The sequence below is a fragment of the Thalassospira marina genome (assembly GCF_002844375.1).
Taxonomy (GTDB): Bacteria; Pseudomonadota; Alphaproteobacteria; order Rhodospirillales; family Thalassospiraceae; genus Thalassospira; species Thalassospira marina.
On record NZ_CP024200.1, the window covers coordinates 61,279 to 74,101 of the forward strand.

The 12,823-nt window shown below is 54.2% G+C and carries 13 protein-coding genes; 8 read left to right on the plus strand and 5 right to left on the minus strand.

Annotated features, from left to right (window positions below):
- The first annotated feature begins 15 nt into the window (after positions 1 to 15).
- From CSC3H3_RS20815 to CSC3H3_RS20850, 8 genes are all read left to right on the plus strand, one after another.
- Positions 16 to 543, plus strand: a complete 528-nt coding sequence (locus CSC3H3_RS20815) for a TRAP transporter small permease (protein ID WP_101270924.1) — start codon at positions 16 to 18, stop codon at positions 541 to 543.
- A complete protein-coding gene (locus tag CSC3H3_RS20820) occupies positions 540 to 1,817 on the plus strand; it encodes a TRAP transporter large permease (protein WP_101270922.1) in 1,278 nt (425 codons plus the stop codon). The genes CSC3H3_RS20815 and CSC3H3_RS20820 overlap by 4 nt, the downstream gene beginning before the upstream one ends.
- Positions 1,818 to 2,202: 385 nt before the next feature.
- The gene (locus CSC3H3_RS20825; RefSeq protein ID WP_101270918.1) at positions 2,203 to 3,171 is read left to right on the plus strand and encodes a tripartite tricarboxylate transporter substrate binding protein; all 969 of its coding nucleotides are present in this window, start codon (positions 2,203 to 2,205) and stop codon (positions 3,169 to 3,171) included.
- A 20-nt stretch (positions 3,172 to 3,191) separates the two neighbouring features.
- Positions 3,192 to 3,662: a tripartite tricarboxylate transporter TctB family protein gene (locus CSC3H3_RS20830; protein ID WP_101286387.1), complete on the plus strand. Its 471-nt coding sequence runs from the start codon at positions 3,192 to 3,194 to the stop codon at positions 3,660 to 3,662.
- A 5-nt stretch (positions 3,663 to 3,667) separates the two neighbouring features.
- Complete coding sequence (locus tag CSC3H3_RS20835) at positions 3,668 to 5,215, plus strand: tripartite tricarboxylate transporter permease (RefSeq protein WP_101286388.1); 1,548 nt, start codon at positions 3,668 to 3,670, stop codon at positions 5,213 to 5,215.
- 1 nt (position 5,216) lies between these two features.
- Entirely contained in the window at positions 5,217 to 6,035 is an 819-nt protein-coding gene (locus tag CSC3H3_RS20840) for an SDR family oxidoreductase (protein WP_101286389.1), read from the plus strand.
- Positions 6,029 to 6,781, plus strand: a complete 753-nt coding sequence (locus CSC3H3_RS20845) for a FadR/GntR family transcriptional regulator (protein WP_101270910.1) — start codon at positions 6,029 to 6,031, stop codon at positions 6,779 to 6,781. Before CSC3H3_RS20840 ends, CSC3H3_RS20845 begins: the two co-directional genes overlap by 7 nt.
- Positions 6,778 to 7,446, plus strand: a complete 669-nt coding sequence (locus CSC3H3_RS20850) for an RraA family protein (protein WP_101286390.1) — start codon at positions 6,778 to 6,780, stop codon at positions 7,444 to 7,446. Before CSC3H3_RS20845 ends, CSC3H3_RS20850 begins: the two co-directional genes overlap by 4 nt.
- Positions 7,447 to 7,526: 80 nt before the next feature.
- Here CSC3H3_RS20850 and CSC3H3_RS20855 read toward each other — a convergent pair whose 3' ends face one another.
- The 5 genes from CSC3H3_RS20855 to CSC3H3_RS20875 form a co-directional block, all read right to left on the minus strand.
- A complete protein-coding gene (locus tag CSC3H3_RS20855) occupies positions 7,527 to 8,420 on the minus strand; it encodes an HpcH/HpaI aldolase/citrate lyase family protein (RefSeq protein WP_101286391.1) in 894 nt (297 codons plus the stop codon).
- Entirely contained in the window at positions 8,417 to 9,664 is a 1,248-nt protein-coding gene (locus CSC3H3_RS20860; RefSeq protein ID WP_101286392.1) for a CaiB/BaiF CoA transferase family protein, read from the minus strand. Before CSC3H3_RS20860 ends, CSC3H3_RS20855 begins: the two co-directional genes overlap by 4 nt.
- Before the next feature lie 90 nt (positions 9,665 to 9,754).
- Positions 9,755 to 11,260, minus strand: coding sequence for a tripartite tricarboxylate transporter permease (locus CSC3H3_RS20865; protein ID WP_101286393.1), 1,506 nt, complete (start codon positions 11,258 to 11,260; stop codon positions 9,755 to 9,757).
- Positions 11,261 to 11,296: 36 nt separating this feature from the next.
- A complete protein-coding gene (locus CSC3H3_RS20870; RefSeq protein WP_101270902.1) occupies positions 11,297 to 11,776 on the minus strand; it encodes a tripartite tricarboxylate transporter TctB family protein in 480 nt (159 codons plus the stop codon).
- A gap of 27 nt (positions 11,777 to 11,803) precedes the next feature.
- Positions 11,804 to 12,763, minus strand: coding sequence for a Bug family tripartite tricarboxylate transporter substrate binding protein (locus CSC3H3_RS20875; RefSeq protein WP_101270900.1), 960 nt, complete (start codon positions 12,761 to 12,763; stop codon positions 11,804 to 11,806).
- Between the last annotated feature and the right edge of the window lie 60 nt (positions 12,764 to 12,823).

Below are 12,823 nucleotides of genomic sequence, written 5' to 3' on the forward strand. Positions count from 1 at the left end.
TGCCGAAGGTGGGCCATGAACAAGCTTACAAGCGACAGCGAAATTGCCAAGGAAATCACCAGCCAGATTGATGCCCAACAAACCGATATCAGCGATATTTCCTGGTGGGATGCGCCGATATTTGCCGTTTTCTGGGCCTTGATCCTGGTTGTTTTCCTGCAATTTTTTTCACGCTATGTCCTGAATAATTCGATTTCCTGGACCGAGGAAATCGCCCGTTACCTGCTGATCATCGTGACCTTTTCCGGCGCTGCCATCTGCGCGCGCAAGAAAAGCCACATCTATCTGGATTTCTTCCATCTTTACATTCCCAAGGCTGCGTCACGCGCCCTGTTCTTTTTGATGGATCTGGCAACAGCGGGCTTTTTTGCCTATGCGGCATGGTCGGGCGTAACGCTTGCCAACCGGATGGGACGGCAACGTATGATCAGCATTGATCTTTCCCGGTCATGGATGTTCTGGGCCGTTATCGTCTGCCTGGCACTTACTGCCGCCATCACCCTTGTTCGCGCCTTTTACACCCTGCGGAGGCCCGCACCATGAGCCTGGCAATCATGTTTATCCTGCTGGCGGTGCTGCTGGTTTGTGGCGCGCCGGTGGCGGTTGCACTGGCGGGGTCATCGCTGGTTTATCTTTTTATTGCCGGTATGCCGCCGGTGAGCATGCTCCATAACATGATCAACGGGGTGAACAGCTTTCCGCTGCTTGCCGTGCCGTTTTTCATTATGGCTGGCCACCTGATGAATACCGGTGGCATTACGGTGCGCATCTTTAATTTTGCCCGCGCCATTGTGGGCTGGATGCCCGGTGGGCTGGGCCATGTCAATGTCGGGGCCAGCGTTATTTTTGCCGGTATGTCCGGTGCGGCTGTGGCCGATGCGGGCGGCCTTGGCAATGTTGAAATCAAGGCCATGCGCGATGCAGGCTATGACACGCCCTTTGCCGTTGGCATTACAGCAGCATCATCGACCATCGGCCCGATCATTCCGCCCTCCCTGCCGCTGGTTCTGTTTGGGGTGATTGCCCAGGTTTCCATCGGTCAGCTTTTCCTGGCCGGGATCATTCCGGGCCTGATGATGGCCGTTGCATTGATGGTTATGGTGGCGTGGTATTCCCGCCGGCGCAATTACCCCCGTGACCAGGCCTTTGCCTGGGGCGTTCTGGGTCGTGCCAGCAAGGAAGCCTTCCTGCCACTCATGACGCCGGTCATCATCATTGGCGGTATTTCCACCGGCCTTTTCACCCCGACCGAGGCCGCCGTCGGCGCCGTTGCCTATTCGCTGGTTCTGGGGCTGGCGGTTTATCGTACGCTGACGATGCGCCACCTGTTACGCGTTACCATGGACACGGTCGAAACCACAGCCGCCATCATGTTGATCGTTGGCGCAGCCGCAGTATTTGCCTGGATTTTGACAGCCAACCAGTCGGCACAGCATCTGGCAAATTTTGTTCTTGGTTTTACCGACAACAAAAACCTGATCATTGTTCTGATCATGCTGCTGGTGCTTGTTGTGGGCTGTTTCATGGAAACCATCGCAGCCATCACCATTCTGGTGCCGGTATTACTGCCAGTTGCGCAAACCGTCGGTATCGACCCGGTTCATCTGGGCATCATCGTTATCCTGAACCTGATGCTCGGTCTGCTGACCCCGCCTGTGGGCATGGTGCTTTATGTGCTTTCGCGCGTATCGGGTGTCCGGTTCGAGGAATGCGTCAAGGCAACGGCACCTTTCCTGATACCGCTGTTAATTGTGCTGTTCCTGCTGGCCTTCATCCCGCAGCTTAGCACCCTGCTACCAACCCTGCTTTATCGCTAGGATATGGTGGACTGAATTTTAAAACGGCGCGGCATGCATCCTGACCGGCATGCCGCGCCGTTTTTGTTTACGGTGGCGCGCTCCATATACGTTCCCATCATTATCGCGCCAGTGCCGGTTCCTCACGCCCTGCCTTCATCCGATTTTTCCCTGCCCGCGCCCTATCTCCCAACGCCCCACAAATAGCCAGTTCGCCCCTCTGCCGCACCACAAGGTGCCCCAAATGCCGCCTTCCCGTTTCCCGGCAGGTAAAATTCCCGAAAGATCATCAATTTTTTAAACGCTAAACTCTTGACATATGACTTATGTCATAAGATGGTGAAGCACCGGGAACAACCCGGACAAGAACACGCAAAAATGCGATATCCTTTCGGGAGGAAACAGAATGAAACGGACCCTCGTCGCGCTTGGCGCGATTGCCCTTGCCTGCGCCAGTTTTTCCCAATCCGCCTTTGCCAAATGGCCTGAACGGGCCGTCACCATCATTGTGCCCTGGTCGGCTGGTGGTGGTACCGATGCCACCGCACGCGCGGTTGCCCAGCAGCTTGAACAACGGCTGGGCCAGCCTTTTAACGTTGTAAACCGCACAGGTGGCGGTGGCGTGGTTGGCCATGTTGCCATCGCCAATGCCCCGGCCGATGGATACACCCTTGGCGTGGTGACCATTGAAATGACCATGTATGACGCCCAGGGTATTCCCGGTGCCAAGCCAGAGGATTTCACCCTGATTGGCCGCTTTAACGCCGATCCGATTGCGGTGAATGTGCGCGCAGATGCACCCTATAAAACGGTTGGCGAGCTGATTGACGCCGTCAAGGCCCACCCCGGCGATATCAAGGCATCGGGGGCAAACCGTGGTGGCCTTTCCCACCTTGCCTGGGCTGGTCTTTTAAACACGCTCGATGTAAACCCCGATGCCAGCCCGTGGGTGGCATCCGATGGTGCCGCACCCGCCATGCAGCAACTTGCTGCCGGTGCGATTGATGTTGTTTCCACATCCCCGGCCGAGGCCCGTTCGCTGGTCGAAGCAGGCGAAGCCAAAACGCTTGCGCTGGTTTCCAACGAACGCAGCGATGCCTGGCCCGATTTAACCACCACGACAGAAGCCTTTGATATCAACTGGTCGCCGCTGCCATTTCGTGGGTTGGCCGCACCCAAGGGCCTGCCGGACGACATTACCGCCACATTGTCAAAAACCCTGAAAGACATTACCGAAGACCCGAAATTCCGGGACTTTATGGCATCCCGCGGGTTCTCGGTTGCCTATCAGGATAGCGAACAATTCACCAATACCGTCATGCAGTCGCGTGAAGGGCTGGTGAAAACCATGCAAACCCTTGGTCTGGCGAAATAACGATAGCCTGGAGCAACACCATGCGTATCGATGACCGCCTTACCGGTTTGATATTCGCCGTTCTTGGGGGTGGAGTCATTATTCTGGCACAGCAGCTTCCCGCTGTGCCAGGAACCACCTTTGGCCCCAATCTGATGCCCACCCTGATCGGCATTGCCATGCTGGTACTGGCATTGAAAATTCTGGTCACGGGGTTTCGTGCTGCAAACAATGGACCGATCATTGATCTTTCCGCCTGGCGTGGCCGCACGCGCGGCATTATCGCGGCAATCTGGACGATGGCGGGCGTACTTGTCGCCATTTATGCCCTGCCGGTTATCGGCTTTCCGCTGCTGGGCCTGGTTTACACCATCGTTCTGATGCTTCTGATGCAAATCCGCCCGGTCATTGCCGTGCCCGTGGCCCTGTTTGTGATTTTGGGCCTGCAATATGTCTTTGCCCAGATCCTGTATGTTCCGCTTTCGGCGGGGCCATTTCCCTTGCCGTGGTGACAGATATGACATTTGAAACCCTGACAACCGCCGCCGAAACCGTTTTTCAGGCCCCCGTCCTGCTGGCGATTTTAGGGGGGGCTGTATATGGCCTGTTTATCGGCGCCATACCGGGGCTGACCGCCACCATGGCAACGGCCCTTCTTGTTCCGCTGACCTTTTACCTTGATCCGGTCCCGGCAATTGCCCTGATCGTTTCAACCACCGCCATGGCAATTACGGCGGGGGATATTCCTGGTGCGCTGCTGCGCATTCCTGGCACCCCGGCATCGGCGGCCTATGTGGATGAATCCTATGCCCTGACAATGAAGGGCAAGGCCGAAACCGCGCTTAGCATCGGCATCTTCTTTTCTGCCTGTGGCGGGCTGGTTGGCGCGATTGTATTGCTGATCACGGGGCCGCTTCTGGCCAAAGTTGCGCTGATGTTTTCCAGCTTTGAATTTTTCTGGCTGGCAATGCTGGGCCTTATGACATCGGCCCTTGTCAGCAGCAGCCAACCGGCACGGGGATTTATCTCGCTTCTGATCGGGTTGCTGATTGCAACGGTCGGCCTTGACGTCACCAGCGGCCAGCCACGTTTTACCTTTGGCTCGATTGATCTGATGGGCGGTGTCAGCTTTATCCCCGTCATGATCGGCATGTTCGCCTTTGCCGAGGTATTGCGCGGTTTTTCGGCCAATGCATCCTTTCCGCCCGCCCCGGACACATCACGCGCACGCCCGTTTCACGGTATGGGGCGGTTATTTGCCCGCTACCCTTTCAGTTTTGTGCGCGGTGCATCGCTGGGATCGGCCGTGGGGGCATTGCCCGGCGTTGGCGGGGATGTCGCCGCCTGGATCGCCTATGGCATGAGCAAGCGGATGTCAAAAACGCCGGAAAAATTTGGCACCGGCCATGAAGAAGGCCTGATCGAAGCCAGCACATCAAACAATGCCGGACTTTCCAGCGCCTGGATACCTGCCCTTGTTTTTGGCATTCCCGGCGATGCGGTAACCGCCATTGCCGTGGGTGTGCTGTTCATGAAGGGGCTTAACCCCGGCCCACGCCTGTTTGTTGAAAACCCTTCGATGCCAACAGCAATCATCATGACGTTTTTCGTCGCCAATCTGTTGCTGTTTCCCATTGGGTATCTGGCCATCAAGGGCGCGCGCCGCGTGCTGTCTGTTCCGCGCGGCATTATCGTGCCGGTGGTGCTGGCCTGCTGCATTCTCGGGTCCTTTGCCATCAACAATTCCACCTTTGATATCGGCGTTATGTTTGTTGCCGGCATCGTTGGTTACCTTCTCGAAGAAAACGGCTTTCCCATTGCCCCGATCATTCTGGGGCTGGTTCTGGGCCCGGTGCTGGAACGCAATTTCATCATGTCGATGCAAATTGCCAATGGCAACCTACTGGGCTTTTTTGACCGGCCGATCGCGGCAATCCTCGGCATTGTCGTTTGCACCCTTTTGATCCTGCCGCTTATTCGTGCTGGCTGGCGCGCCTTTGGCCCGCCGCGCACGCAACCTGCCTTTTCCATACACACGTCCGACCACGAACAAGAGAGAAACTAACATGGTTGATATTTTCAGCGTCAAAGACAAAGTCATCGTCGTCACCGGTGGTCTGGGACAGTTGGGCACGCAGTTTTCGCAATCCCTGGCCAAAGCCGGCGCAAAGGTTGCGATTTACAGCCGCCGCCCGTTTGACCGCGATCAGATCGCCGAAAAATTCCCCGGCGTTTCCGACAATATCCGGGTTTATGTTGCCAGCGTCACCGACAAGGAAGCCCTGCAAAAAGCAACCGATCAATTGATTGCCGATTGGGGCGTGCCCGATGTGCTGGTAAACAATGCCGGGATTGATTCCAAACCCGACGGGTCAGCCGAACAAAATGCCCCGTTTGAGGTTTACCCCCAGCGTTACTGGGATGAAATCATTGATACCAACCTGACCGGGGTCATGCTGACCAGCCAGGTGATTGGCAGCAAAATGGCCGAAAAAGGCCGTGGCTCGATCATTAATGTCGGGTCGATTTACGGCATGGTATCGCCCAACCAGGCGCTTTATGCCTATCGCGAGGAACGCGATGGTGTGCCGTTTGTAAAGGCGATTTCCTATGCGGCATCGAAATCCGGCCTTTTGAATTTGACGCGCTATCTTGCGACCTATTGGGGCACCAAAGGGGTGCGTACCAACCTTATTTCATTTGGCGGGGTAAAAACCGCCAGCTTTGACAAGGAATTCATCGATGCGTTCCTTGATCGCGTCCCCATGCGTCGCCAGGCCGAGATTGATGAATATAATGGCGTCATACGTTTTCTTGCATCTGACGCGTCATCCTATATGACGGGATCAAACGTTGTGGTTGATGGAGGATTTACAGCATGGTGATAGAGGGGGCAGCCCGCCCGGCAGATCGCGAAAGACTGCATCTTAGTGTGGCGGAAGACCTTGAAAACCGGATTCTAAATGGCAGCCTGCCGATTGGCGAGCGGTTACCATCGGAAAGCGCGATTGCCCGGGATTTCAATGTCAGCACCCGTTCTGTGCGTGAAGCCATGCAAATTCTGGAAACCAAGGGTCTGGTCCGGCGCAAGCATGGCGAACGGGCAATGATCGTTCGCGATGATGTGGCCGAATTTCTGGGCACGCTGGCAACAACCGTGCGGCAGCTTTTTTCCACCAACCCGGATTATCTGGTCCAGTTGATGGATGTGCGCCGCATGATCGAGGTCGAGGTGATCGGCGCGCTCGTTGCGCGTGAAAACCCGATCACACCCGAAATTGACGCAGCAATGAACAAGCTGCGTGAAACGGCAAAGGCTGGCGAATTTGGCAAATTCACCGATTGCGACGCTGCCTTTCACCGCGCACTGGTTCAGTCGGCTGGCAATGATGTCATGGCCGTTCTTTACAACAATCTTTACGGGCTGATTACCGATGTCATCCGTGTCACCAGCCGGGTGCCGGTCAAATCACTTGATGTTGCCTGTGCCGAACATGAACGCCTGTATGAGTTGATCAAAAACCGCGATGAAGCCGCCGCGAAAGAAGCAATCGCTGCGCATATCAATAACAGCAGCGCCTATTTGCAGGTCGCCATCGCCAAGGCCCAAAACAAGGAAACCCAAGAATGACCACCGATAAATTCGATTATTCCGATACCGACTGGGATGCCATTGAACGCCTGAAAAAATGGTATTCCGGCGACATTCACGACAGCATGGAACATCTGGGCCTGTGGGGTTACCTTGGCGGTATTTCCCTGTTTGGTACCCTGGCACCGGGCGAAGTTGTATGCGGCCCGGCGGTGACGGTTCTGTTCGAACCATCCGACCGCAAAGGCGAACCGCAGGATGTGTATCATAATGCCATCGATAATGCGCCCAAGGGCGGCATTATGGTGGTGGATGCATCCTGTGCCGATGGGTCCTGCACGGGCGAACTGATGTCAACCGGGTCAAAAACCCGCGGCCTTGCCGCCACCATCGTTAACGGAACGGTCCGTGACCTAGCCCAGGTGCGTGAACTGGGTTATCCGCTATTTGGCACCCATCCCAGCCCGGTTGGTGTAACGGGTAAAAAGGAACCCCGCCATTCACAGGTCCCTGTAACCATTTCAGGCGTTACCATTCGCCCCGGCGACGTTATTTTTGCTGATATTGACGGCGTTGTTGCCCTGCCCAAGGAACATTTGGTCGCTATTGCCAATGCTGCCGATGATCTGGGTAAAAACGAACAATCCGCCCGCGACCGCCTGCTGACCGGCGAAAAACTGCAATCGGTCTGGCCTGCTGCCTGATTATCCCGACGGAAAAACAAAAACGGGAAACAGCCATTGCCGTTTCCCGCTTTTCTATTGTGCTACTCTAACGCTGAAAGTCAGATCAATCCGAAACGCTGTGCACGAACCAGCAGCCTTTCGGCGCGTTTGCGCATTGGGGCGTCAATCATGCGGCCTTTCAGAACCGCCGCGCCCTTGCCTTGTGCCGCTGCGGTCTCAAGGGTTGCCATCACCTCGCGGGCATGGGCAATTTGCTCAACACTGGGGGAAAAAGCCTGGTTTAAAACCGGCACCAGTGCCGGATGCACACAGGTCGACCCTTCAAAGCCAAACCGGGCAGCACGCAGCGCAATTTCCAGGGTCTTTTCAACATTGGAATAATCGGCCGCACTTTCCAGCAAACCATACGGCACTAGCCCTGCCTTGCGCGCGGCAAATACCAGTTGCTGGCGTGGTAATAGCAGGGCTTCAGGGTCTGGCTCCATACCGGCCTCAGTCGCGAAATCTTCGCTGCCCAACAGCAAGCCGATCGAACGCGACGACGCCGTGGCGATATCACTGGCGGCAAAAAAGCCCGCCGGGGCCTCGATCATCGGAATAAATTTGATGCTGCCTGGCGCAATGCCGCGCTCGGCCTCCAGTTCATCAAGGGTTTCTGCCAGTAAGGCAATTTTATCGGGCCTGTCGGCCTTGGGCAGCAAAATGGCCTTTAAACCCGGCTGGACAATTTTTTCCAGATCGGGAATAGCCTGCCGCAGGCTGGCATTGATCCGCACCAATACATCGCTGGGGCCATCAGTCATATCGGCAATGGCTTCGGCGCACAGATTGCGGGCATTTTCCTTGTCGGTATCGGGAACACTGTCTTCAAGGTCCAACACCACGCCGTCAGCGCCGCGCTGCTGGGCCTTGCCGACAAATCGCGGATTATTGGCGGGCACATATAGCAATGATCGCCAAGAATAATGCGGTTGATCCGGCAAAACCGTCATTTATCCTTACTCCGGCTAACTAGAGCACTTTCAAAGGCGGCTTTGACCTGGGCATCATCATATCCAATATCGCGCAAGATCTGTTCGCTATGCTCGCCCAGCCGGGGGGCGGCAAAACGAATGGTGCCAGGGGTATCAGACAAACGCGGAACTGGGCTGTGCATGGCGATTTCACCAAGGTCATCATCAGGCACATCAACATAAACGCCACGTTCGATAAAGTGGCGATCTTCATGAATATCGGCAATGTTATAAAGCGGTGATGCCGTTATTTCGGCAGCTTCAAATTTTTCCATCACTTCATCGCGGGTATATTGGCCGATCCAGTCGCCAACAATTTTGTCAACCTCCGACCGATGAGCAACACGGGCCGCATTGGTGGCATAGCGGGGGTCGCTGTTCATATCGTCGCGGCCCATTAGGCAAAACAGGCGTTCTGCCATGCGCTGCATCGACCCAGAAAGGGCCACATACAACCCGTCTGCCGTTTGATAAACATTGCGCGGGCTTGATGTATTTGAGCCATTGCCAACCCGTGGCTTTGCCTTGCCCATCAGGGCAAAATCCAGCGCTTCAGGGCCAAGGGTTGAAATAATCGGTTCCAGCAGCGACAGATCAATCACCTGCCCCTGCCCGGTATCATCGCGCACCCGCAAGGCCGTCATCACCGAAAACGCGCCATATAAACCGGCGATCATATCGGCCAGGGCCAGCGGCGGCAATAACGGCCCTCCGTCGGCCTCACCATTGCGATGCGCAAAGCCCGACATCCCTTCGACAATCGTGCCAAAACCCGGACGCGGGCTGTAGGGTCCGGTCTGACCAAACCCTGACACCCGCAAAATCACCAACCCCGGATGATCCTTGCGCAATTGATCAGGTGCCAGACCCATCTTTTCCATCGTGCCGGGGCGGAAATTTTCAATCAGCACATCGGCGTGGGCGATCAGGCCGCGCAAGATATCAATCGCGCCATCCTTGCGAAAATCCAGGGCAATACTGCGCTTGTTACGCCCGTAAACTTTCCAGAAAGACGAAACACCTGCATTTTGCCACGCCCGTAACGGGTCGCCCGATGAAACCGGTTCAACCTTTATAACATCGGCACCAAAATCAGCCAATTGCAGCGAGGTCATATTTCCCGCCACAAGACGGGACAGGTCAACAACCACAAGCCCTTTCAAAGCACCGCTTTGTTCGGGGGTAAAGGCTGCCTTACGCCAATGTGATGTGGATGCATCCATGAAAATTCGGTCCTTCAATTCTATATTTTTATTCTGAAAATTCAGTTTTACGAAGCCGCGACCAGACCAAGGTTCAGTCGCGGTATAATGCTATTCGGTGCCGACACGGCGGCGACGTAAAAACTGCTTGCTGATGATGCTGGCGCAAACCACCAGAACCATAAACACTACCAGCGTCAATGAAACCGGACGACTGACAAAGATACTCCATGACCCCTGGGCAAGCATGATCGATTGACGGAAATAGTTTTCCGCCAACGGTGCCAAAACCACTGCCAGAATAAACGGACCAGTCGGATAGTCGTTCTTCCGCATCAAATAGCCGATAACGCCGAAGATCAGTGCAATCCAGATATTAAATGTGCCGTAATTCAGCGAAAACGCCCCGACAATGCAAAGCCCAACTACAATACTGGGCAAATGCTTTTGCACCAGACGCAGCAGGTTCACAAATAACGGGATCAACAACACATTTGATGCCAGCAAAAAGAAGTTTGCCAAAATCAGACCGGCAATCATGGCCCAAACCACATCGCCGGACTGAACCATCAAAAGCGGGCCAGGCTGCAACCCAAACATGATCAACGCACCCAGCATAATAGCTGTTCCGCCGGACCCCGGAATGCCCAGCGTAATAAGCGGGATAAGCGATCCCGGAACGGCAGCATTGTTTGAAGCTTCGGGGCTGGCAAGACCGGCGATCGCACCCTTGCCAAATGTTTCGGGCCTTTTTGACAATTTACGTTCCAGCGCATAAGCCAGAAATGTCGCAATTGTGGCGCCAGCACCAGGCAGAATACCGATGAATGTCCCCAAAATTGATCCGCGTACTGTTGGGGCGGATGCTTCTTTCAGGTCTGCTTTACCGGGAATGTAATCGGAAAAACCGAAATTTGGTTTACCCAAATTTAGAACGATCTTGCGTTCAAGATTATAAAAAACCTCTCCCAGGCCATAAAGACCAATGATGATGGCAACGAAATCAACGCCTTCAATCAATTCAGGCACAAACGCAAACCGGACATGACCAGAAATATAATCGCTGCCAAAGGTACTGACCAAAAAGCCAAAGCAGGTAACGATCAATGCTTTGAAAACATCTGCACCTGCTAACAGTACAATCGTGCTAAGGCCCACTAGCATCAGCATAAAATATTCCGGCGGCCCGAGGAAAATGGCATATTCCGCAACCACGGGTGCAAAGAACACCAGCACTGCGAGGCCGAAAAATCCGCCAACAAACGAACTTATTGCCGAAATACCCAATGCCAGGCCACCCTTGCCCTTGCACATCATCGGATACCCCTCAAGGGCCGTAATAATCGCGGGCGCATCGCCGGGCGTATTAATCAAGATCGACGTTATGCGACCACCATACATGGTCCCCATGTAAACACCGGTCAAAAGGCACAAGCCCGATGCGTGGGGCATGCCAAATGTCAAAGGCAGCATCAGCGCGATACCCGCCGACGGGCCAAGGCCGGGCAGAGCCCCAATGACAGTTCCGATAATTCCGGCAAGGAAAATCAGAACAATATTATGAAAAGTCAGCACGGTTTCAAAGCCGCCGCTGAGACTGGCGAGAGTATCAAGCATGACTGTTTCCAGAACAGATGTTCAAGGGATGGGCGGTCAATGAAGTGGGATGCGCAACCAAATCGAAAAGATCAGGTAAATCGCCGCCAGCACAATTAGGCTGATCACAACAGATTTAAGCAACCCGTGCCCCGAAAACTGCCACGACAGAACGACCAGCAAAAAACCAAGCGGGATCAGCACACCAATATACGACATGGCATAGATACTGATCGCAATTGCAACAATTGCGCCGCCAAGCATAAAAGCACCCAACGTTTCCACGCCGCTATTTTCGCCCCCATCCCCGCCGTGTGCAGCAGTATCTTGCGGAGCAACAAAGCCACGTTTTGAACGCAACACAGCCCGAACAGCGACAACACCAACCAATGCCAGCAAAGCAATGGAAATGTTAAGCGGAATAAAACCCGGACCAAACGTGGTGTCGGTTGAATAGGGCATGTCAAGGCTGCCCCACAGGAGGCTGCCGGAAAATACCGACAGCCCGCCCAGAAGAATGATCTCCGAAATTTTCATGGAGAACTCCGTTTCTTCGGAAGTTTTTTACTTGATGATACCAAGGTTGGTCAGCGATGCTTTGTAAACATCATTCATACCTTTGAGATATTCAGCAAATTCGTCTGGTCCCAGAAAGTCAGGTACAACCGAGTTCGGCTGAATGTAATTTTCCTGCCATTCTTTGGTTTCGCTCATCGCCTTGACCATTTTCAAAAGGTAGGCTTTTTCGGTATCACCAATATCACCTGCAGCTACAACGCCACGAAACAGGCTTAGATTGATGTCATAACCCTGTTCGATAAAGGTCGGGACATCGGGAAACAGTTCGACACGTTTTTCGGTGCTGATTGCAAGCGCGTTAAAGCGACCGGTTTTAATGAAATCACCAACCGGGCCAGTATTGGTAATGGTGAAATCAACCTGATTGCTCAGCAATGCTGAAACAACTTCGCCGTCACCCTGAAACGGAATGTAATTCAGTTTCTTGCCAAGGGCTTCGGCCAGTTTGATGGTAACGATGTTCTCGATTGTTCCGGTGCCCGTACCACCCACATTCAAAACCTTGTCGGCTTTTGCAATGTCGTCAAGCGTCTTGTAGGGGCCAGATGCGTTAACAACCAGTAATTCCGGATCAACACCAAGGCGGGCAATCGGGGTGAAATTGGTGTAATCAAGCCCGACATTCGAGGTCAGCGGCGTCGTAATGAAGGAGGATGTTGCCGACATCAGAAAATGCCCGTCACCCTTATGCGAATTTAAATATCCAAGGGCCACTGCAGAACTGCCACCGGGTTTGTTAACCACATTAATCGGAACTTCCGACAATTCGTTATTCTGGATTACCTTTGCCATGGCACGCAACATGGTGTCGTGCCCGCCGCCAGGGCCATAACCGGCCACAAATTCAATACCACGTGACGGAAAATCATCTGCCTGTGCAACCCCGGCGAATGACAGGGCAACAGCCCCGGCCAGTGCACCTTTTATCAATTTCGTGAATGTCATCTTCTTCCTCCCAATGTTTTTTAAATCGCAATTTCATGTCCTGTTTTCCCGTAGGATGGA